Source organism: Streptomyces rubiginosohelvolus, from assembly GCF_014649875.1.
Taxonomy (GTDB): domain Bacteria; phylum Actinomycetota; class Actinomycetes; order Streptomycetales; family Streptomycetaceae; genus Streptomyces; species Streptomyces rubiginosohelvolus.
The window spans coordinates 1,096,421-1,117,604 of record NZ_BMTW01000001.1; the positions used below are offsets into that span (position 1 = coordinate 1,096,421).

The window sequence follows — 21,184 nt, forward strand, 5'->3', positions numbered from 1 at the left end:
AACTCTCCGCGACGAGGCCGAGCACATCAGGGGCATGCAGCCAGGCCCTTCGCGTGGCTGCCGTGGCCTCAAGTTGTCCATGGAGGACCATAAGGACGCCATCGACGCCACGGTGGCCGAGGTCGCCCTGCGCCGGCCCAACCCCGTCGCCCTCCTGACCACCGATAAAGACGACATCACCAAGCTCTGCGGAAACCAGGTACGCGCCATCCCTCTCTGACGCGCAGACCCGCCCCGAGCTCGCCCCTGACAGAGTCCGCCGCACCGCTACCCCCGTGCCCCATCCGTGCCCAGCAGAGCGGACAACAGCGGCCAGGTACGGCCTCCAGAGACCATGGCAATCCAAGCTTCCTCGCAGGAAAGTGCAGTCCAGAGCCCTTCCAAAGGTTCAAGCACCGCCGATTCCCAAGCTCAGAGCGCGAGTTCGATTCTCGTCACCCGCTCCACATGAGAGCCCCAGGCCAGCGGTCCGGGGTTTTCTGTTGTCCGGACCAGTTCAGGGGTCCGGCACCAGAGGGCCCTGCCTCCGTCCCGCTTCGCCCGGCCGTCGGACGCGCTCGGTGTGCATCAAGCGGGGCAAAAAGGCCGGCACGCGGCTGAGGGGTCCGGCTCCGCGGCCCCCACCAACCTCGGCTGTACCGTGTCCGCCGTGGCGGAGGAGAACGAATGGGGGCTGCGGCCACTCGGGCCAAGCGAGGTCAACCGCCTCCGAGGGCTCGCCGCAGCAGTTGCGGCGGACCTGGCCCGATCCGGGCTCGTCATATCCGGCCAGCAGAATCAGTGCCGGGAGAATTCGGCCGGCGGCCTGAGAGTCGAAGTGGATGAATTCGACGACGCCGCAGGCGGCATCTGGCTCCACTGGGAGGTACACCCTTCCCTCCGGAAAGCGACGAGCGAGGCTCTCCGGGGACAACGGTTCGATGACCCGGTGATCACATCCGCGGGCCGCATTCACGAGCGGATGGCATCGACGATCCTCTGCATGCTGGGGGCACTTGGATACGTCGCGGAGCCAAGCGATGACGACTATCGACCCTTTGCGATCAAGGTGCTCTCGGCCTCCACCTGAGCAACTACCGTACCCCTGGGCAACGCACACCCCCTGCCAAATCTCCCCATGCCACCGCGCAGGAAGCCGTGCCAGAACGTGCCGGGAGGAGCGGCAAACAGCGGTCACCAAAGGAACGGACACCAGTCAGGACCTCACCATCGGAGCACATTTCAGCAGGTCGGAGCCCATGCGAATGGTCGAAGGCCGGGTGATTCCCAAGCTGAGAGCGCCATTTCGATTCTCGTCACCCGCTCCACGACGAAGGCGCCCTGGTCAATGACTCGGGCCTTTTGCTTGCCGTCCACCGGCACCGGCTCGTGGCGTCACTCGCCAGGGACAGCCTGTGAGTGATCGCGCCCATGTCACCCGGAACCTGCGACCGCTGGCGTCAAGGCTGGGGGCCAGAAACCCGAGCCAGCGTATGCATACTCAAGTATGCTTGGACTTATGTCCTCAACGACTCGCATCACCGTCACGCTCCCCAGCGACCAGGTGGCGGAGCTCCGCAAGCTCACGGACAACGTCTCCGGCTACGTGGCGGAGGCCGTAGCCCGTCAGATCCGGCACCAGCTCCTGGGCGAGGACCTTCGCCGTCACGAGGAGGAGCACGGGCCGTTTAGCGATGAGGAGCTCGCCGAAGCCCGCGTGAAGATCTTCGGCTCCGCCGGCACCTCCACGGGCGCCGATGCCGCGTGAGCGAGCGCATCGAAACCGTCGTCCTGGACTCAGAGGGGCTCTCCGCCTGGATCGCGCAGGACCGCAAGTTCCTCGCGATGCTGCAGGTCTTCCACGACATGGGAACCGACCTCGTGATCGGGGCCAACACCATCGTGGAAGTCAGCCACTCCCGCACCAACATGCCTCGCCTGAACTGGGCCCTGTCCCGCGTCAAGGTAGAGCCCGTCACCGAGCAGGCGGCGAAAGCGGCGGCTGAGCTCCTCAAAGGCGCCGGGCTGCACGGGCACAAGAGCGCCATCGACGCCACGGTCGCCGAGGTCGCGCTCCGGCAGCCGAAACCCGTAGCCCTGCTGACGTCCGACAGCGATGACATGACCAAGCTCTGCGGAAACCAAGTCCGCATCATCCCTCTCTGACGCGCCGACCCACCCCGAGCACACCCCTTGCCAGGGTCCGCTGCACCGCCGCCCTCGTGCCCCATCCGTGCCCAGCCGAGCGGACAGCAGCGGTCAGGTACAGCCCCCAAAGGCCATGGCAACCCCATCTACCCAGAGCCCATAGCTATGCATCCCGGCCCATGCGAAAGCTCAGGTCGGAGCCGCTTCAACGGCCCAAGCACAGCTAATTCCCAAGCTCAGAGCGCGAGTTCGATTCTCTGCACCCACTCCACGAAAGAGCCCCGGGCCAGGCGTCCGCCCATGGACGTGCCGTGGACGTCGGCCCGGTGCACACCGAGGTGGTCGAGCACCGCGACCACGCCCCGGGCGAAAAGCTCGGTGTCGTAAGGCTTGTTGGGCTTCCCCTTCTCCCCCGTGCCGCGGGAATCGAGGGTGAGGGCGCTGCGGGCCGCGGACCGCGTGGAAGTCGTCGCGTACCCCGTCCCATCCACGGTGGTTGTTCGCCAGGCCCGCCAGCAGGACCGGCGGTGTCCCACCAGGCCGCAGGACCCGGGCAGCAGGGAAACTCCACCGGCCGACCAGGCCGTCGTGTCGCAGCAGTGACGTCACCAAGGGCTGAGGTGCGGCGGGACGTCAGGCCGCGATGAGGTTCTGCTCGCGGTCCGGCGTTCCGGTCTTGGGCCGCTTGTTCGGCAGTGAGAGCCGGAAGACCTTGTGCCACGCGGAGAACACCTGCTTGGGCAGCGGGCCGGTGACGTACTCCAGCTCGTACTTCTCGAACAGCGCGCGCACCTTCACCGCGACCTCGGCGTACCGGTTGCTCGGCAGGTCCGGGAACAGGTGGTGCTCGATCTGGTGCGACAGGTTGCCCGTCATGAAGTGCATGGCCTTGCTGCCGCTGATGTTCGCCGAGCCCATCATCTGGCGCAGGTACCACTGGCCGCGTGTCTCGCCCCTGATCGACCGGCGTTCGAAGACCTGTACGCCCTCGGGGAAGTGCCCGCACATGATCACCGAGTGGGTCCAGAGGTTGCGGACCAGGTTCGCGGTGAACGTGGCGGCGAGTGTGGTGAGGAACGAGGGGCCCGAGAGCAGCGGGTGGATCACGTAGTCCTTGAGCACCTGCTTGCGGATCTTGCGGCCCACGGCCCTGGCCCGCGCGCGGAACTCCGGGTTCTTGCGGCGGCGCTTGTGGAGGTTCTTGCCGAGTTCCAGGTCGTACGCGGCGATGCCGTACTCGAAGAAGCAGGCGTTGAGGAAGTTCCACAGCGGCTGGCCGAGGTGGAAGGGGTGCCACTTCTGGTCCTCGTCGACGCGCATGATGCCGTAGCCGAGGTCGTTGTCCTTGCCGATCACGTTGGTGTACGTGTGGTGCAGCTCGTTGTGCGAGTGCTTCCACTGGTCGGACGGCGAGACGTGATCCCACTCCCAGGTGGTGGAGTGGATCTTCGGGTCGCGCATCCAGTCCCACTGGCCGTGCAGGATGTTGTGGCCGATCTCCATGTTGTCCATGATCTTCGCCACGGACAGCCCGGCGGTGCCGATCAGCCAGGCGGGCGGGAAGATCGAGAACAGCAGCACACCCCTGCTGACCAGCTCCAGCTTGCGCTGCGCCGAGATGACCCGCCGGATGTAGGCGGCGTCCTTCTCGCCGCGGTCGGCGATCACCTCGTCGCGGATGGCGTCCAGCTCGCGGCCCAGTTCCTCGATCTGCTCCGCGGTCAGGTGGGCGGTGGGGTCGATGGCGGTCACGGTGCTCCTACCGTTCGATGTCGCAGGGGCCCGCCGCGGCGGACACACAGGTCTGGATGAGGACGCCCGGCTCGGCCTCGGTGATCTCGCCGGTACGCAGGTCGCGTACGGCGCCCGCCTTGAGCGGCGTGACGCAGCCGAAGCAGATGCCCATGCGGCACCCGGAGGGCATGAGCACCCCGGCTTCCTCGCCGATGTCCAGCAGCGGCGTGGCGCCGTCCGCGGCCACGGTCTTGCCGGTGGTGCTGAACGTGACCTCGCCGCCCTCGCCGGCGACGACGATGCCGGGGCGGAAGCGTTCGGTGTGCAGGCGTGCCCGGACGCCGTGCGCGGTCCAGTGGTCTTCGGCGGCGTCAAGCAGGCCTGCGGGCCCGCACGCCCAGGTCTCGCGCTGGGCCCAGTCGGGTACGAGTTCGTCGAGACGGGCGATGTCGAGCATGCCGTCCGTGTCGGTGTGCACCTCGGTGAGCCGCAGCTTCTTGTCCGCGACCAGGCTGTGCAGTTCCTTGCGGAAGATCACGTCCTGCGGCTGTGGCGCGGAGTGGACCATGACGACGTCGTCGAACTCGGTGTCGCGCAGCATGCCCATCACGGGCGTGATGCCGCTGCCGGCCGTCAGGTAGAGCACCTTGGCGGGCTTGGCCTGCGGCAGGACGAAGTCTCCGGTCGGCTGGTCGAGCTGGATCAGCGTGCCCGGTTTCGCCCTGCGGACCAGGTGGTTGCTGACCTTGCCGTCCGGGATCGCCTTGACGGTGATCGTGACGCGGCCGTCCCGGCGGCTTGTCGGCGAGGTGACGGAGTAGGCACGCCACAGGCGCACTCCGTCGACGTCGACCCCGATCCGCACGTACTGGCCGGCTGTGTGGCCGCGCCAGCCCCGCCCCGGCCTGATCACGACCGTCGCGGCGTCATCCGTCTCGGGGTGTACGGCCTCGATGCGCCCTCGCAGGTCGGCGCCCGCACGCAGCGGGCTGACCAGGTCGAGGTAGTCCGACGGCAGCAGCGGCGTCGTGACCATCTCCAGCAGTTTCCACGCCCTGCTGCGGAGGGCTGTACTCGTCATGGCTCCAGCTTGCTGCGCGTGGAGGTGTAAAGTCCTGACCTCAAGACGTGAATCTGGTCGACTGAATTGTTCGCAAGGAACAAAAACGTGAGTCATGCAGCCCGGAGGGCCAGCGAGCTGGCTCTGGATGAGACGACGGTCACCGCGCTTCGGGCCGCGCTGAAGACCACCGCCGACGAGATCGTCCAAGCGATCATCGACGAGGTCCCCTCCTACGCCAATGCCCTTTCGGGCCGGATGGGCGCCACCATCCGGCGAGCCGTCCGCACCGCCCTGGGGCACTATCTGGACCTCGCGAGCGGGAACGCCACGGGCGGCGACGGCGATGACGCAGCCTACGAGCTGGGCCGCGGCGAGGTGCGCGACGGGCGTTCGATGGACGCCCTGCTCAGCGCGTACCGCGTCGGCGCCCGCGTGGCCTGGCGATGCCTGGCAGCGGGTGCCGTACCCGCTGGGCTGCCCGCCGCCGAGGTCGCCAAGTTCGCCGAGCTGACCTTCGCCTACATCGACGAGCTCTCCGCCGCGAGCGCTGCGGGCCACGCCGACGAGCTGGCCGCCCGGGGCAGGGCCCATGAGCGCCACCTGGAGCACCTGGCCCGCGAGCTCCTCGCCGGCGCCGGCTCGGACGTGCTGCTGGCCTCCGGCCAACGGGCCGGGTGGCAGCCTCCGGTTTCGCTGACCGCGGTGCTGCTGCCCGCCGCCCAGGCCCGGCCTGTCTACCGGACACTCGACCCGAACACCCTCGTCCTCGACGATCTACCGGATGCCACCGGTGTGCTTCTCGTCCCCGATGCCGACCGGTCACGTCTCCTGCGGCAGCTGACCGACCGCGCCGCCGTGGTCGGCCCGCCCCGGCCGTGGACCCACGCGTCCGCCTCGTACGCACGAGCCCTACGCGCGCGCTCCCTTTCCGCTGACATTCGCGACACCGAGGACCACCTGCCCGACCTGGTGCTCAGCGCCGACGCGGACGCGTTCGCAGACCTGCGTGCCCGAGCCCTCGCACCGTTGCAGACCCTGCCTGCCGCAACCGCACGACGGCTGGAGGAGACGTTGCGGGCGTGGCTGCTGCACCAGGGCAGGCGGGACGAGGCCGCGGCGGCGTTGTTCGTCCATCCCCAGACAGTCCGCTACCGGATGTCGCAGCTCCGGGAGCTGTTTCCCGATCTCGCATCACCCCACCGGGTTCTTGAACTGACGCTGGCGGTCGGCCTCCGGGTCAGCTGACGCGTCACCCGTCCGTCGTGGCGAGGGGCCGGGCCGCTCGTCCCAGGGGCCACCGCCGTCCTGCGGCGGCCCGTACCTCCCTCCCGGCAGCCAGTCGGACGACCGGACGACCGGCCAGAGTCCACCTGGCACACCGCGCGAGGGATGATGGGGTGGAGTACGAAGCGTGAGGTCAGGAGCTCCCATGCCAAAACTGGTTCACCGGCCTCGTGAGGACGCGGAGTTCGATTTCATCCTCGCGAGAAGCCAAGTTCCGGTTCTCGCCTACTTCACCGGGGCATGGCCCAAGGCAATCGAGCCCTGCCGGGTGATGGATGTCGTCGTGGGCGACATCGCCGCCGCCTGCGCGGGCCGCCTGACGGTCGTCCGCACCGACATCACGCGTTGCCCGGCGGCAACCGAGCGATACGGGATCACCGGAGCCCCGTCCTGCCTGCTGCTGAAGGAGGGAACGGCGGTGGCGCATGGCACGGGGCCTATGACCAGCGATGAGGTACGGCAGTTCCTGGACGGTCACCTCTGAGCGTCCGCTGCGGCACCCGGACCGCCGTCGGCTGCCCCGGACACAGTGACGTCGCGCGTCGCGCGAGTCAGGTCAGAGTTTCCTGCGCCCAGCGGGCAAGGCCACCGAGTCTGGAGGCCGCCACCTCGATATCGCCGGTTCGGACAGGCTGCTCCACTTCGTAGTCGTAGCCTTCGAGGCCGCACTCCTCCTCAACCATCCGTCCGATTCGGTACGCCTCCGCCATGATCGGCAACGCTTCGCTTCCTGGGTAGCGATAGGGGATATCGATCGTGGCCGAGTTCCCGTCGTAGTCCAGCTGAAGATGACCACTGGGCCCGTCCCGGCACAGAGTCAGGCTGTAAGGGAACTCCTCGGTGGTGACCGGGCCGACTTCCCGTGATATCCGCTGCATGAGCCTGTCCCACCCGGCACGATCCTCATCAGTGAGGTTTACGGGCTTGAGTTCGGCATCCGGGTCGTAAGCGGAGTTGATCTCCTCCAGGGTCTCGTCGAAAGTGCGCTCCGGGAGTACCCGCAAGAACATGATGTTGTAGGTCACTGTCCGCAGCCTACGTGTCCCCCGTTCACTACTTTTCTCGACGGGACGCACGCCGACTCACACGGCGCGGTAAGAGTTTTCCTGCCTTTCACAAAGCAGGCGCGGCACGACTTCCGCTCAAGGCTCCGGCCAGATCCGCCAGGCCCCCTGGACCGCAGGCCAATGCGGGTTCGGCGTTCCGTCATCGCTCATGTGCGCCCGCCGCCAGATCCCGTTCCAGTTGAACGGGGTCTCCGGAACGACCGGGTGCCGCTGTCCGCAGGGGCATGGCGCCAGCACCCACGCGCAGCCACGGCACAGCTCCACCCAGCCGTGCCCGGTCGAGTGCGACACCGGGGGTCTCTCGTCCCCGCAGGCGGGGCAGCCGGGGAGATCGGCGCCGCCCAGCATCGCATTCTGCCGCCGGACGTACTCCGGCAGCCTCAACGGCGGATGGCGGAACGGGGCGTCGTACCAGGCGCGGTTCGGGCCGTCCCACCAGCTCCGCAGCCACCACGGTCGCGGGTTCGCCGCGGCCCGCCGGCCGGCCCGCTTCTCCGCCCGGCGCTGCGCCGCGTACTCCTCCGCCCGCGCGAGCCACAGCATCCGTGCCTCGTGCAGTTCCCCCACCGCCCGCACCAGCGCGTCCGGGTCCGCCTCCAGCCGCCGGGGGATCGCGGCGCTGAGCGTGAGGTGGTGGTACGTCGCCCGCAAGCCGTACGGAGCGAAGCAGGTGAGGCAGGTCCGCAGCGCACTGTGCCGGCGATGGAGGGGGAGGCGGACATCGTGCACGCGTGCTCTGTGGGTCAGGAAACTGGTCATGGTGAGGACGCCAGGTCCAGGGCCCGTGCCAGGGCGGCGGTGACGAGGGCGGCGTGTGCCGGCAGGTGCTGTTCGGCCCAGGCTCCGGCGAGGCCGAGGAAGTCCTCCAAGTCGTGCCGGGCGTCGGCGACGAGCCTGCGTACCTGGTCTGCCGGCAGCTCGGTCACCGGGCTGCCGTCCGTCCCGTGGACGTCGTGCGTCAGCCGGACGGTGTCACCGACGCGTTCGGCCGTCGAGGAGGGATCGTGGCCGAAGTGGGCGCGGCCGGTGCCGTCGAGCACGTCCAGCCAGTCCCGCCAGGTCTCCAGGCCGTTGCAGCAGCCCGGCTCGACGAAGACGGTGCCGGTGGCGGTGTCGGTCACCCGGAACCCACCGGCGGCGAACAGGTCGGGCATGGTGAGCAACCCGTGCAGGAAGATGCCGAGTGGGTCGGTCGGGCACGGGCCGTGCTCCTCCTCCGGCTCGAAGTCGTTGCAGTCGGCGATCCGCATGACGGCTGTGCCGACCTCCGCCGGAGTCAGTTTCCCGTTCAGCACGAGGTAGCCGAATGACTCGTGCTCGCCGACCGGCCAGAGCGCGAAGGCATCGGCAGCGAAAATCTCCAGAACGGGTTGCATCACCATCATCTGCGGATGATGCCGGACCCGTTGATACGCCGCCACGGACTTTCAGCCGCTGCAGAGGGCCGGGAGCCGGACCGCGGTCGAAGTCCTGCGGCCGGTCCAGCCGTTCGCCCCACCCGGCACGGGGATCACCTCCGCCCGGTCGGCCATCCTCAGGGTGATCTCCACCGGCGCGGCACCGAGCGCTTCGCGACCGTCCTCCCAGCGGATCTTTTTTGCCTGATCGCGCCTAACAATCGGCCAGTTGGGAGAAGATCGCCCCGTGTCAGACTTCATGGAGTTCGCGTTCGAAGACGGGTCGTCGCTGGCGCTCCAGGTCTTCCCGGCAGCCGCTCCCGCCGAGACCTCGGCACCCGGCTTCGGCACGTCCATACCTGTGGCGAGGGGATCACGGCTGGGAGCCGTCGCCGGAACCGCGTTGCGGGGGGTGCTGTCCCCGCTGGTGCCCCTCCTCCAGCAGATCCGTGACACAGCGGCCTCCGTGCCCGATGCTCCCGACGAGATAGCGGGCCGGCCATCGACGGGTCGGTTGAAGACCTGTGACCACCCCGGCGCATAGCGAAGAGTCCCGAAGCGCGGTCGAGATCGTGGCGGCGGAGTGGTCTGATGTCCTGTCCTACGGCACGGACCTCATCAATCCGGCCGTTCCCCGAGCTGCTTACCAGCACCCCTCGCTGCGCGAGCTCTGGCCCATGGTCAGCCACGGCGTCCTGTATCTGAGCCGGTGCACCCGATATCCCTGGTCACGTGACATCGGTACAGCCTTCCCTCAGAGTGGCGGCGGTTACCGGATACGCCGCGAGTCCGACAAGGCCCTCCTCGGCGTGGTCGACACCCTCGAAGAGGCATACGCGTTGATCGCTGCCAGCCTTCCCGAAGGCTGCGGGCCGGCCATCGACGGAACCCCTGACGATCTCCCGTCGTGCGCCGGGCTGGGCAGGGAGGCCCTGCCCGAAGACTGCGGGCCTGCGGTCGAGGGGACGGCCGACGACCTGTGACGCCGGACGGCTCCCGCCTCTCGCCGCCACCGACGTGGGGCGGACGGAACCGCTGGTTCCCGTCATGCGTGGTGTCCTAGCGTGTGCAGTGGTGAAGGGCGACAGCTCACGTACGGGGAGGGCTTCCAGTGGGTGACGGGGCAGCGCTGGCGGATCGGATAGCCGAGCGGCGGGCCGGGGTCGGGGACCCGGGGGCGCTCGTGGGTGAGCTGCGGCGGGCCTTGGTGCTCGTTCCGTACGACCGGGGCGGGTTGTGGACCGCCGAGTTCGGGGGGATCCGGTGGGTGTGCGGGTTCACCGATGAGGCCGCTCTGGCCCGGTTCGCCGAGGAGCGGGCTGTGATCGAGGGAGCCGAGGCGGCCTCGCGGAGCTGGGAGTACGCCACCTTCCGAGGGGCACGGCTGCTGGATGAGGTCATCCCTGCCATGGGGGCGCCGGCCGGGGTCGCGGTGAACGTCGCCGATCCGGACGGGTCGATGCTGTTCCCGCCGGTCGTGGGGATCGTGCCGAATGCCGTCGCCGTCGATGCCGATGTCGACGTACCCGGCGGGGGGCGGGGGCTGTGAGCGGTACGGGGGCCGAAGACCTCAACGTCGATCCGGTCAGCGTTCAGAAGATCACCAGCGGGCTGCGCGGGGCCGTGGCCGAGCTGAAGGAGATCGGCGACGGCACGGGCGCCGTGCTGGGCAAGGGGCTGTCCGAGCTGTCGATGACCGGGATGGAGGCCGGGCACCACGGACTGTCCGTGGACTTCGAGGACTTCTGCGAGCGGTGGGAGTGGGGCGTCCGGGCGCTCGTCCAGGACGCCAACGCGATCGCGGCCAAGCTCGGGCTGGCGGCGGGGATCGTGTGGGAGGAGGACCAGTACGTCCAGGGCACGCTGAAGATCGCCGTGAACGCGGGCGTCGGGAATCCGCATGCCTCCGAGGACGAGATCGTCAAGCAGGGGTGGGGCGATGTGCTCACCCCGGACTATCTGAGCCCCGACTACAGCCGCGAGTCGTTCGAGCGGACCGCGGACGAGGCCGGGCAGACCTGGAAGGACACCGGGCGGGCCCTCGTGACCGAAGGGAACGGGGGGCGTCAGGCGGAGCAGCTGAACGAGCTGTTCGGTGTGGATCAGCAGGCGTTCGACCGGTCCGTGGACGACATGTTCGGGCCATCGCCCGAGGAGCGCGCCCGGCAGCAGGAGCAGCAGGGCGGCGGGGGGAACTAGGCCATGGGGTTCGGGGATTTCGTCAGCGACATCACGCCCGATGTCGTCGAGGACGCGGTCGAGGACGGTGTCGAGTGGGCCGGTGACCGGGTCGAGGACGCCGGGAACTGGGCCGGCGACCGGCTCGACGACGTCGGCTGGGAGTCCGGGGCGGACTGGGTCCGGGAGAAGTCCCGGTCCGTCGCGAACCGGATGGGCGCCGAGGTCGACGAGATGGACCTCGGGCAGACCGAGGACAAGACCAAGCTCATCTACGGCAGCCCGTCCAAGATCCGGGCCTCCGCCACCCATCTCCGTAAGTTGCAGGGGTCGTTCGACCAGGTCGGTGGCGGGCTCAAGGGCGTCGACTCCTCCGCGATCAAGGGGCAGGCAGCGGACGCGTTCCGGGACTCCGTGTCGATCGAGCCGCCCAAGTGGTTCAAGGCGGCCGACGCCTTCGAGAAGGCCGCCGGCGCGCTCGACTCCTTCGCCGGGACCGTGGAGTGGGCCCAGGGGCAGGCACAGACCGCGATCGACAAGTGGAAGGCCGGGACCAAGGCGTCGGAGGAGGCCAGGGACGCGTACAACGCGAAGGCGGAGACCTACAACAAGGCCGTCGACGTCTACAACGCGAAGCCCGCCGATGAGCGTGATCCTTCCTCGCTGCCGTCCAAGCCGGGGGCCTTCACAGACCCGGGCAGCGGGCGGATGGAGGAGGCGCAGTCGCTGCTCGCGGAGGCGCGCAAGCAGCGCAACACGGCGGCCGAGACCGCGCGCAAGGCCGTCACCGCGGCCCGGGACTCCGCGCCGCCGAAGCCGCGGTACGCCGAGCAGGCCATGGACGGCCTCGCCGAGTACCAGGTCATCAAGACCCATATCGCGGGCGGCGTCGTCAAGGGCGCGGCGGGCATCGTGAACTTCGCGCGGAGCGTGAACCCGACCGATCCGTACAACATCACGCACCCCGCGGAGTACGCGCTCGCGCTCAACAACACCGCCGCCGGGCTCGTCCGGGTCGCCAACGACCCCTGGGGCACCGGCAAGCAGATGATCGACGGGTTCATGAAGGACCCCGCCGAGGGGTTCGGGCGGCTCCTGCCCGACCTGGCCCTCACCGTTGCGACCGGCGGCGCGGGGGCGGGTGTCAAGGGCGCCCGGGTGGTGAAGGAGGCCGCCGACCTCGCCTCCGACGCGCGCACCCTGGAGCGCGCCGCACCCGACGGCACCCACAACCGGCCCGACGGCGAGCGGACGAGCAAGGGCACCGACCCGGTCGACCTCGCCTCCGGCCGCATGTATCTGCCCCAGACCGACGTGGTGCTGCCCGGGGTGCTGCCCCTGGCCTTCACCCGACGGGTGGAGTCGGGCTACACCGCGGGCCGGTTCTTCGGGCCCTCCTGGTCCTCGACGGTCGACGAGCGCCTGGAAGTCGACGCCAACGGCGTCATCCACGTCACCGACGACGGACTGCTCATCACCTACCCGCACCCCGTGCCGGGGCTGCCCACCCGCCCCGAGAGCGGAACCTCGCACACCGCCCTGAGCCGCGACGAGGCCGGCGACTACACGCTCACCGACCCCGAGACCGGGCTGACCAAGCACTTCGCCGGCCCCGACGGTACGGAGCCCGGGGACGACGGGGAAGCCTGGCTGGTCCAGGTCAGCGACAGCAACGGCAACACCATCACCGTGGACCGCGCGGACGGCGGAACGCCGCTGGCCCTGGTCCACTCGGGCGGGTACCACTTGTCCCTGACCACCGCCGACGGACACGTCACCGCCCTGACGCTGACCGGTACGGACGACGGGTCCGGCGGCCGGACGGAACGGCCCGTCATGGCGTACGGGTACACCGACGGCGATCTCACGACCGTCACCAAGCCCTCCGGCGCCACTCTCGCCTTCACCTACGACGACCACCACCGCGTCACGGGCTGGACCGACTCCAACGGCCGCCGCTACGCCTACACGTACGACGACCAGCACCGGGTGACCTCCGAGGGCGGCGAGGCGGGCCACTTCCGCATCTCCCTCGACCACGGTCCGGCCGATCCCGCGACGGGGCACCGCACCACCACCCTCACCACCGCCGAGGGCCACACCACACGCCACCTCATCGGTCCGGGATCCCGCATCCTCGCGACCACCGACCCGCTCGGCCACACCACCCGGTTCACCTACGACGACCGCGGCAACCGGACCGGCACCACGGACCCGCTCGGGCGGACGACCCGCTACGCCTACGACGAGGAGGGGCGGCTCTCCGCCCTCATCCGCGCCGACGGCAGCACGATCCGCACCGAGCGCGACGCCTCGGGGCACGCGACCGGGATCACCGCACCCGGCGGTGCCCGCTGGCAGCAGGAGTTCGACGACCGGGGCAACCGGCTCTCGATCACCGACCCCGCCGGGCGGACCACGCGCTACACCTACGACGCCCACGGGCGGCCCCACACCGTCGTGGACGCCGCGGGGGAGGTCACGACCGTACGCTGCGACCGTGCGGGCCTGCCGCTGGAGGTGACCGACCCGCTCGGGTCCACGGTCCGCTACCGGCGCGACGCCTTCGGCCGTCTGCTGGAGTCCGCCGACGCCTCGGGCGGTGTCACCCGCTTCGAGTGGAACGCCGACGGACAGCTCGCCCGCCGCACCGCGCCCGACGGCGCGGCCGAGTCGTGGACCTGGGACGGGGAGGGCAACTGCCTCACCCACACCGACCCCCTGGGCCGCACCACCCGCTACGAGTACAGCCACTTCGACCTCCTCGTCGCCCGCACCGGCCCGGACGGATGCCGCCACACGTTCGACCACGACGCGGAGCTGCGCCTCACCCGGGTGACCAACCCGCAGGGCCTGGAGTGGAGTTACGCGCACGACGCCGGGGGCCGGGTGGTCGGCGAGACGGACTTCGACGGGCGCGAGCTGCGCTACGAGCTCGACCCCCTCGGCCAGGTGGTCCGCCGCACCACGCCCCTGGGCGAGACCGTCGACTACGAGCGCGACCACGCCGGCCGGGTGATCCGCAAGACCGCGGACGGCCGGACCACCACCTTCACGTACGGCCCCGGCGGCCAACTGCTGCACGCCGCAGGCCCGGACGGGGAACTCCGCTACCAGTACGACCGCAGCGGCCGGGTCAAGACGGAGCTGGCCGACGGCAGGGTCACCACGTACGCCTACGACACCCTGGGCCGCCGCACCCGCCGCGTCACACCCTCCGGCCAGGTCGCCACGTACGCGTACGACGTGGCAGGGCGGCTCGTCCGGCAGACCAGCGGTGGGCACGAGGTGACGTTCGACCGGGACGCGGCCGGTCGCGAACTGGTGCGCAGCTTCGGCGAGATGCTCACGTTCACGACCGAATGGGACGCGGCGGGACGCGTCGCCGGGCAGGAGACCGCGTCCGGCGGACGCAGCCTCAACCGCCGCACGTACGCCTACCGCGCCGACGGAATGCTGACCGGGATCGACGACGCGCTGTCCGGACCCCGGCGCTTCGGCCTCGACCCGGCCGGCCGGGTCACCTCGGTGCACGCGGACGGCTGGAGCGAGACGTACGCCTACGACCAGGCGGGCAACCAGACCGCGGCCTCCTGGCCCGCGTCCATGCCCGGGCAGGAGGCGACCGGCCCGCGCGCGTACTCCGGGACGCGCATCACCCGTGCCGGCGACGTCCGTTACGAGCACGACGCAGCGGGCCGCATCGTTCTGCGGCAGCGGACCCGGCTGTCACGCAAGCCCGACACCTGGCGCTACACCTGGGACGCCGAGGACCGCCTCACAGCCGTCGTCACCCCGGACGGCACCCGGTGGCGCTACCTCTACGACCCGCTCGGACGCCGTACGGAGAAGCAGCGGCTCGCCCCCGACGGCGGCACCGTCGTCGAGCGGACGGCCTTCACCTGGGACGGCAACACCCTCTGCGAACAGACCACCACCTCCACCGGTCTGCCGCACCCGGTCGTCCTCACCTGGGACCACGCCGGCCTGCGCCCGCTGGCCCAGACCGAGCGCATCGTGACGGCCGACTCCTCCCAGGAAGAAGTGGACCGGCGCTTCTTCGCCATCGTCACCGACCTCGTCGGAACGCCCACCGAACTCGTCGACGAGTCCGGTGACATCGCCTGGCGCACGCGCGCCACGCTGTGGGGCACGACCACCTGGTCGCGTGCCTCCACCGCCTACACCCCGCTGCGTTTCCCCGGTCAGTACTTCGATCCGGAAACGGGGCTGCACTACAACTACTTCCGCCACTACGACCCGGAGACGGCCCGCTATCTGACGCCGGACCCGCTCGGGCTGCTGCCCGCCCCGAACCCTTCGACGTACGTCACCAACCCCCACACTTCGGCCGACCCGCTCGGGCTGGCGCCCGTCGACTGCCCGGACGAGACGGTGACGGTCTACCGCAAGCAGACGGATCATCCGCTGAGCCAGCGCGTCCACATCGGCGAGAACGGCGAGGTGACGATCACCGGGCACGGGAAGCTCTATCTCAATATGAGCGGAGACATCAAGCACACCGTCGAATTCCGTTCCGACGGCGGGCAGATCGTGTCGTACGAAGTCCCGAAGTCGTATCGCGATTCCATTCACGAGAACGCACTTCCGCAGAACAAGGCCGACCATCCTGACGGTGACGCATTCACCCGGCAGGAATGGAAAGCACTCCTGAAGGAATACCCGGAGATATCCGACCCGACCAAGGGGCCGCACCTGTACGGCATTCCCGATAAACTGCTCGACGGTTTGCGGGATGCTATCGTCCCCGGTTCGGGACGCGTGGTCCAGGAAGGGTGACCCACCTCAGATGATGCACACCAGCGACAGCCTGGCCGCCGAGCTCCGGCGTGTCCGGGAGCGCCCGGACGCGGATGCCGCGCCCCCTGTTCTCTCCCTCTTCGCCATCGATGTCGCCGGGGACGCCGCGGCGTACGTGGAACGCCTGCGCTCGGTGCTCGCGCCCGCCGTACGGCTGGGCTGCACGGCGGACTTCGAGCAGGAGAGCCTGCCGGTCGACGAGGTCCCGGGGTGGTTCGCCGCAGTGGGTTCCGGGTCCGGGGGCGAGGAGCGGGCACCGCAGTTCGCCCGGGCGGGCCGCGAGGCGTACGCGGAGCACACCGGGGGCGGCCGGGCGTGGGATCTCCAGGACTGGCTGTACCGCTTCGACCCGGACGAGGACTCCCGGGGCTGGGAGTGGTGGGACGCCACGGTGGCCGGACCGTCCCGCGTCCATGTCTGGGTGGACAGTTGGGGGGAGTCCTTCTTCGGATGCCAGGATCTGCTCTGGGCCGCTTTCACGGCGGGCGCGGTCCGCGTCGCGGGGCCCACGGTCCAGAAAGCCGCCGTGTGGTCCGCGGAGCGGAATTCCCAGCCGAATCCGTAGACCGCTGCATCTTATTTTCGTCTCATTCCGGGAGAACCCATGACCGACAGCAAGAACATCAACAATCCCGTGGGCATGGGCGGAGGCCAGCGCAAGCGGCAGTCCCGCGCCGAACGGCAGAACAACGGGCCGCACCGCAACCTCGACCGCAAGAACGCGGCCGACCAGAAGGCGGAGCTGGTGCGCAAGATGCGGGAGAAGGCGGGCGCGAGCGGGGATGCCGGGCAGGCGGGCGCGGCCGAGGGCTCCGGGCAGACGGGCTCGGCCGAGGGCTGAAGGGCCCGTGACCCACGCATTCGCGTTCCGCTTTCGGGGCCCGGCGGGCGGGCTCGCAGTGAATCTGCGGGCCGAAGTCGCTCCGCCCGAAAGCGGGATCCCGCCGCACAGCATGCAGATCCACGGGAAGGTCTGGCTCGGTCTCCCGGCAGCCGGTCTGCACTGGGAGGACGCCGCCTGGCTGGCGTTCGGGGTGTCCCTCAACGCCCGCGCCCTGAGTGAGCTCGTACCCGACGGCGTTCTCATTCTCGTGTCCTCGCTCGACTGTCCGCTGAGCGACTACCGGCCCGAGGCTGCGGCCTTGGCCATGGACGGGTGGCTCCATGAGCGGTTCTCTCTGGAGAGCTCGGGTGCCGCCGTCACGTACGACGCTTCACGGGGCGGGTTCGTCTTCTCCTGGGGTGGGACGGCCGCCCCCTTCCGGCAGGAGACGACGTAAGTGCGAAGCAACGCCCGCATGCGGGAACTCCTGCGGGCGACGGACCTCTCCGGTCTGGGCCATCAGGACATCCCGCCGTGGTTCCGTGACGTCGCGGCGCGCGGGTGGTCCGTCACCGCCGCCGGCGGACGCGTGCTGACCGCCCTCCGGCCGGAGACGCCCGGCCGGTACGCCGACCGGCTCGCGGAGGAGACCACGGTCAACGGGAGAGGCATGACCGACTACGACCTCCCCGCCGCGCCGCACGAACGCACGCCGCTCCTCGTCCGCCGGTGCCTGGCGTACGTGTGCGCCTGCCTCCGGACAGCGCGGGAGGAGTTCGGCGACTCCCGGGTGAGGGCGTACGTCTCGTTGTCATGCGCCGATACCGACGAGCGCCTCCTCACCTCGAACGTCACCTTCTGCACCCCGCTTGCCGACGTTCGCCCCTACATCCCGGGCCTGGAGCAGGTGAGGGATGCGGCTGTCGCCGAGATCTCCGCGGAGGACTGCCGGGCGTGGTGGTGACTGCCGCCCGGGGCGTCACCGGCTCTTCATGGGCACGGTGTCCTTCGCCACCAGCCTCTCTCCCGACCAGCAGAGTCGGTAGAGGTCGACCTCGTCCAGCAGGTCCCGGCCGGAGCGGTAGAACTCGCAGGTGGTGCCAGGGGGGCGGGGTGCCGAGCGGGCGTGGTCGGGCGGGTAGGGGTAGGCGCGGTCCGGCAGCAGCGGGGCCAGTTCCGTGCGGGGGCGGCCCGGGGTCAGCTCGTCGAAACGGGACGGCGGGAGTGCACTCGTCGTCAGTTGCCAGGCCAGGAGGACCGCCGCGGGCACGAAGAACGCTGCCGCGACGACGGGTGCCGCGATGGCCGCGGCGTACCGGCGGCGGGCCGCTCCCCGGACGACGGCGAGCCGGCCCGCCGACTCCGGAGACCGTGCAGCGGGGCTCGACGCAGGTCGCGCTCCTCGTTGTCCAGTGTGCGCCGTGACCTGGTGAGGGAGGTCGGCCGTGACGCGGAAACCGCCTTCGTGCGGGCCGGTCCGCAAGGTCCCGCCGAGGACCGTCACCCGCTCCCGGAGGCCCGTCAGCCCTCGTCCGCCGATGCCCTCCGCCGGTCCTTCCGCCGGTCCCTCCGCCGCCGTCGCGGCACCCGTCGGGGCGTCGTTCACGACACTCACGTGGGTACGGTCGGTGCGGTGGGTGATCCGCAGCCGGATCACCCCGCCCGGCGCGTGCTTCAGGGCGTTGGTCAGGGCTTCCTGCACGATCCGGTACAGACCGCGTTCGACCAGGGGCGACAGCGTGGGAACCGTACCGTGCCGCTCCCATCGGACCGGCACACCGAAGGCGACCGCCCGGGCCACGAGGTCCTCCAGCGTGTCGTGGGCGGGTCCGCCCGCGGCCGTTCCCGCCTCCCCGTTCGGTGCGGGTTCCGGATCCGGTACGTCGTGCAGGACCGCCACGGTTTCCCGCAGGTGTTCCACGGCGTCCGCGATCGTCCCGCGCAGCTCGGCCAGGTCGGAACGGTCCCTGTCGGTGAGGTCGGGGGAGAGTTCCAGGGCCCCGGCGCGCAGGGCGACCAGGCTCAGGACGTGGCCGAGCGAGTCGTGCATGTCGGCCGCGATGTCCGCGCGTTCGGCCAGCCTCGCCCGCTCCGCGACCAGGTGCTGCCGCTCTTCGAGACGATGAGCCAACTGCCATCCCTCTCGCACGAGTTCGCGGCGGCCGCGCACGTACCGCCCGGCGAGCCACGGCAGCAGCAGGGCGGCGGGCAATACGGCCAGCGTGTAGAACCACCACACGGGCTGGACCCACAGCACGGCGCACGTCGCCACATCAAGCACCAGGCACCCGACGAACACCAGGAGCGGGCCCCGGGCCCCGGCGACCCTGGCTCCCAGCAGGCAGCTCAGGACGGCCACCGACAGGACCTGGGCGTTGGCGGGCGTCGCCGCGTCGGCCAGGCCCAGCGCGCACAGCCCGTTGACCAGGACGACCGCGGCCCCCGGCCGGTGGCGGGACAACGGCACCGCCACCGCCAGGACCGCCAGCGGGAGCAGCAGGTCCAGGAACGGCGACGGCGCGCCCGCGTCCCGGAACCCGTAACCGGTCGCGGCGGCCAACACCCCCCACAGCGCCACGTCGACCGGCACGGACCCGGCCGGGGGCCGGGGTATGCGCCGGCGCGGCCATGGGCCCGTCATGTGCTCGTGCGGCGGCATGGTGCGTCGACCGTCCTTCCGATGAATCGCCTGGATCACCTGACTCGTCTGAGTCGTCTGAGTCGTCTGAGCGGTGCGGTCGATTCTGCGGGGTCGAGCGCTCAAGCGTCCCGGCCGCGCAGCACATACAGGCCGGCCAAGTGCGCCACCCCCGCCCACGCCACCACGATCAGCGTCGCCGACACCGGCGCGTACGGGGCCTCGACGCCGGAGCGCATGAAGTGATCCCCCGCACCGTGCGGCAGGTAGTCGTTGACAGCGGCGAGATCCGGGCCGCCCACCCCCAGGAGCACGGACGGCAGCCCCCACAACAGCGTGACGAGGATCGACAGCGCTCCGGCCGGATGGCGCGTGGCGAAGGCGGTCCCGACGGCCAGAGCGGCGACGAGCGCCAGGTAGAGGCCGACGGACAAAGCCTGCCGGAGCGTCGTACCGGCGTCGAACGAGGCCCGTCCGTCGAACGCTCCCCACGCGACCGCCGTGCCGACGACCGCGTACACGACACCCGCGGCGAACGAGACGACGGCCACCACCAGCGCCTTCGCCGCCTGGACCCGATGGCGCCGGGGCACCCACAGCAGCGATGCCCGCACACTCCCCGTCGCGTACTCGGAGGTCACCGCGACCGTCGCCAGGATCACGACAGCGAACTGGGCGAGGACGGCGGAGGAGGCCACCGCGTTGCCGGCGGGTTCCACCGGATGATCGTTGATGCGGGCGATCGAGGCGTAGTAGAAGGTGAAGACCCCGGTGATCACCAGGCCCGCGAGGAGGCAGAGGTAGGGGGACCGGACCGACCACAGCTTGGTCCACTCACAGGCGACGGCCCCGGCGAAGCCACCAGGTGTGCCACCGCCCGGTGTGCCTGGGTCGGGTGTGCCGCGTACAGCTCGGAGTGCATCCGTCCGTCGGCCGGAGGTCGTCGTCGGCTCGGTCATGGGGCTTCTCCCTGGTGCTGCGCCACGGTCGCGCCCGGCGTTCCCGCGGTGCTGCCGCTGCCGCCGGTGGCGTACTCGACACTGCGCGCCGTCAGATCCATGTACGCCTCCTCCAGCGAGACCCGTACGTCGCTCAGCCGGTGCAGGCGGACCCGGCAGTGGTGGGCCAGGTCGCCGATCTCGGCGGCGGTGCGGCCCTCGACGGTGAGTTCGCCGGACTCGGTCGTCCCGACGCTCACCCCTTCGGCCGCCATCAGGCGACGGACCAGCGTCGCCCGTTCCCCGGGGTCGGGCACCACGGCCCGCGCCGACGCAGGAGACGCGGCGGCGAGGAACTCCGCCATGGAGGTGTCGCTCAGCAGCCGGCCCCGCCCGATCACGACGAGGTGATCGGCCGTCAGCTGCATCTCGCTCATGAGGTGGCTGGAGAGGAACACCGTGCGCCCTTCCGCCGCCTGGTTTCGGACGAGCCGGCGGATCCAGCGCACCCCGTCCGGGTCGAGGCCGTTGACCGGCTCGTCCAGGACGAGCACCGGCGGGTCGCCGAGCAGCGCGCCCGCCACCCCGAGCCGCCCGCTCATGCCGAGCGAGTACGTGCCCGCCGGGCGGCGGGCCGCCTTTGCCAGGCCCACCGCCTCCAGCACCTCGTCCACGCGGCGCACCGGGATGCCGTTGGCCCGGGCCTGGGCGACGAGGTGCGTGCGGCCTGAGCGGGCCGGGTGCACGGCCCGGGCGTCGAGCATCGCGCCGACCGCGCGCAAGGGGCGGCGCAGGCTCGCGTACGGCAGGCCGGCGATCAGGGCTCGCCCCCGGGTGGGGTGGTCCAGGCCCAGGATCATGCGCATCGTGGTGGACTTCCCGGCCCCGTTGGGACCGAGGAAGCCGGTCACGCGACCGGCCTTGATGTCGCAGGTCAGCCCGTCCACGGCGACGGTTTCGCCGTAACGCTTCGTGAGTCCTCGGAGGGTGATCACAGAGGTCCTTCGTTGGTCTGCCGGGTCGCGTCCGGTCTCTTTCGGTCGTCTACGGAAGCGACGCTAGGAGCCCACGACACCCGCGCCCATCGGCCGGACGGCAGCGGTGTCCTGCCTTT

At 70.4% G+C, this 21,184-nt stretch carries 23 protein-coding genes and 1 pseudogene; 14 read left to right on the forward strand and 10 right to left on the reverse strand.

The features are described 5' to 3' along the window. Positions 1-79: 79 nt before the first annotated feature. The 4 genes and pseudogenes from IE134_RS05250 to IE134_RS05265 all read left to right on the forward strand — a co-directional run. Positions 80-220: pseudogene (locus IE134_RS05250) on the forward strand (DNA-binding protein); the annotation flags it as partial. A 429-nt stretch (positions 221-649) separates the two neighbouring features. Then, positions 650-1,069 carry a hypothetical protein gene (locus IE134_RS05255; RefSeq protein ID WP_189429707.1) on the forward strand — a complete coding sequence of 140 codons (420 nt, stop codon included), beginning with the start codon at positions 650-652 and terminating at the stop codon, positions 1,067-1,069. 429 nt (positions 1,070-1,498) lie between these two features. Continuing rightward, the gene (locus tag IE134_RS05260) at positions 1,499-1,747 is read left to right on the forward strand and encodes a type II toxin-antitoxin system CcdA family antitoxin (RefSeq protein WP_189429708.1); all 249 of its coding nucleotides are present in this window, start codon (positions 1,499-1,501) and stop codon (positions 1,745-1,747) included. Continuing rightward, the gene (locus IE134_RS05265; RefSeq protein ID WP_189429710.1) at positions 1,744-2,145 is read left to right on the forward strand and encodes a PIN domain-containing protein; all 402 of its coding nucleotides are present in this window, start codon (positions 1,744-1,746) and stop codon (positions 2,143-2,145) included. Before IE134_RS05260 ends, IE134_RS05265 begins: the two co-directional genes overlap by 4 nt. Before the next feature lie 218 nt (positions 2,146-2,363). Here the strand turns inward: IE134_RS05265 and IE134_RS05270 are convergent, their stop codons facing one another. From IE134_RS05270 to IE134_RS05280, 3 genes are all read right to left on the reverse strand, one after another. Further along, a complete protein-coding gene (locus IE134_RS05270) occupies positions 2,364-2,618 on the reverse strand; it encodes an alpha/beta fold hydrolase (RefSeq protein WP_189429712.1) in 255 nt (84 codons plus the stop codon). Positions 2,619-2,760: 142 nt separating this feature from the next. Beyond that, positions 2,761-3,879, reverse strand: a complete 1,119-nt coding sequence (locus IE134_RS05275) for a fatty acid desaturase family protein (RefSeq protein ID WP_030723058.1) — start codon at positions 3,877-3,879, stop codon at positions 2,761-2,763. A gap of 7 nt (positions 3,880-3,886) precedes the next feature. Beyond that, entirely contained in the window at positions 3,887-4,942 is a 1,056-nt protein-coding gene (locus IE134_RS05280) for a ferredoxin reductase (RefSeq protein ID WP_032769747.1), read from the reverse strand. 87 nt (positions 4,943-5,029) lie between these two features. On the opposite strand from IE134_RS05280, the gene IE134_RS05285 reads away from it, so the two are divergent. Further along, positions 5,030-6,169 (forward strand): PucR family transcriptional regulator, encoded by a 1,140-nt coding sequence (locus tag IE134_RS05285; RefSeq protein WP_030723053.1) that lies wholly within the window; start codon positions 5,030-5,032, stop codon positions 6,167-6,169. 184 nt (positions 6,170-6,353) lie between these two features. Continuing rightward, positions 6,354-6,692, forward strand: a complete 339-nt coding sequence (locus IE134_RS05290; RefSeq protein WP_030723050.1) for a thioredoxin family protein — start codon at positions 6,354-6,356, stop codon at positions 6,690-6,692. Between the two features lie 67 nt (positions 6,693-6,759). Here the strand turns inward: IE134_RS05290 and IE134_RS05295 are convergent, their stop codons facing one another. The 4 genes from IE134_RS05295 to IE134_RS05310 form a co-directional block, all read right to left on the reverse strand. Continuing rightward, a complete protein-coding gene (locus IE134_RS05295; RefSeq protein WP_189429714.1) occupies positions 6,760-7,233 on the reverse strand; it encodes a hypothetical protein in 474 nt (157 codons plus the stop codon). 117 nt (positions 7,234-7,350) lie between these two features. Beyond that, the gene (locus IE134_RS05300) at positions 7,351-8,004 is read right to left on the reverse strand and encodes a hypothetical protein (RefSeq protein ID WP_229823335.1); all 654 of its coding nucleotides are present in this window, start codon (positions 8,002-8,004) and stop codon (positions 7,351-7,353) included. A 26-nt stretch (positions 8,005-8,030) separates the two neighbouring features. Continuing rightward, positions 8,031-8,660, reverse strand: coding sequence for a hypothetical protein (locus tag IE134_RS05305; protein WP_098017370.1), 630 nt, complete (start codon positions 8,658-8,660; stop codon positions 8,031-8,033). Between the two features lie 42 nt (positions 8,661-8,702). Further along, positions 8,703-9,029 (reverse strand): hypothetical protein, encoded by a 327-nt coding sequence (locus tag IE134_RS05310; protein ID WP_143660289.1) that lies wholly within the window; start codon positions 9,027-9,029, stop codon positions 8,703-8,705. A 167-nt stretch (positions 9,030-9,196) separates the two neighbouring features. Here IE134_RS05310 and IE134_RS05315 point away from each other — a divergent pair, with 167 nt between their 5' ends. The 8 genes from IE134_RS05315 to IE134_RS05350 all read left to right on the forward strand — a co-directional run bounded on the left by IE134_RS05315 (position 9,197) and on the right by IE134_RS05350 (position 17,458). After that, positions 9,197-9,655, forward strand: coding sequence for a DUF6193 family natural product biosynthesis protein (locus IE134_RS05315; RefSeq protein ID WP_229823339.1), 459 nt, complete (start codon positions 9,197-9,199; stop codon positions 9,653-9,655). A gap of 128 nt (positions 9,656-9,783) precedes the next feature. Continuing rightward, a complete protein-coding gene (locus IE134_RS05320) occupies positions 9,784-10,221 on the forward strand; it encodes a hypothetical protein (RefSeq protein WP_030707026.1) in 438 nt (145 codons plus the stop codon). Beyond that, complete coding sequence (locus tag IE134_RS05325; protein ID WP_030707029.1) at positions 10,218-10,871, forward strand: hypothetical protein; 654 nt, start codon at positions 10,218-10,220, stop codon at positions 10,869-10,871. Before IE134_RS05320 ends, IE134_RS05325 begins: the two co-directional genes overlap by 4 nt. Positions 10,872-10,874: 3 nt before the next feature. Further along, positions 10,875-15,650 carry a putative T7SS-secreted protein gene (locus IE134_RS05330; RefSeq protein ID WP_030707031.1) on the forward strand — a complete coding sequence of 1,592 codons (4,776 nt, stop codon included), beginning with the start codon at positions 10,875-10,877 and terminating at the stop codon, positions 15,648-15,650. 10 nt (positions 15,651-15,660) lie between these two features. Continuing rightward, the gene (locus tag IE134_RS05335; RefSeq protein WP_030707033.1) at positions 15,661-16,236 is read left to right on the forward strand and encodes a hypothetical protein; all 576 of its coding nucleotides are present in this window, start codon (positions 15,661-15,663) and stop codon (positions 16,234-16,236) included. A 39-nt stretch (positions 16,237-16,275) separates the two neighbouring features. After that, on the forward strand, positions 16,276-16,512 hold the full coding sequence (locus IE134_RS05340; RefSeq protein WP_030707036.1) for a DUF6243 family protein: 237 nt from the start codon (positions 16,276-16,278) through the stop codon (positions 16,510-16,512). 112 nt (positions 16,513-16,624) lie between these two features. Then, a complete protein-coding gene (locus tag IE134_RS05345) occupies positions 16,625-16,951 on the forward strand; it encodes a hypothetical protein (RefSeq protein ID WP_179887994.1) in 327 nt (108 codons plus the stop codon). Beyond that, positions 16,952-17,458 carry a hypothetical protein gene (locus IE134_RS05350; protein WP_229823341.1) on the forward strand — a complete coding sequence of 169 codons (507 nt, stop codon included), beginning with the start codon at positions 16,952-16,954 and terminating at the stop codon, positions 17,456-17,458. Positions 17,459-17,473: 15 nt separating this feature from the next. Here IE134_RS05350 and IE134_RS05355 read toward each other — a convergent pair whose 3' ends face one another. The 3 genes from IE134_RS05355 to IE134_RS05365 all read right to left on the reverse strand — a co-directional run bounded on the left by IE134_RS05355 (position 17,474) and on the right by IE134_RS05365 (position 21,065). Continuing rightward, positions 17,474-19,135 carry a sensor histidine kinase gene (locus tag IE134_RS05355; protein WP_229823397.1) on the reverse strand — a complete coding sequence of 554 codons (1,662 nt, stop codon included), beginning with the start codon at positions 19,133-19,135 and terminating at the stop codon, positions 17,474-17,476. A 119-nt stretch (positions 19,136-19,254) separates the two neighbouring features. After that, positions 19,255-20,091: an ABC transporter permease gene (locus IE134_RS05360; protein WP_189429717.1), complete on the reverse strand. Its 837-nt coding sequence runs from the start codon at positions 20,089-20,091 to the stop codon at positions 19,255-19,257. Then, on the reverse strand, positions 20,088-21,065 hold the full coding sequence (locus tag IE134_RS05365; RefSeq protein ID WP_097883872.1) for an ABC transporter ATP-binding protein: 978 nt from the start codon (positions 21,063-21,065) through the stop codon (positions 20,088-20,090). Before IE134_RS05365 ends, IE134_RS05360 begins: the two co-directional genes overlap by 4 nt. Positions 21,066-21,184 lie beyond the last annotated feature (119 nt).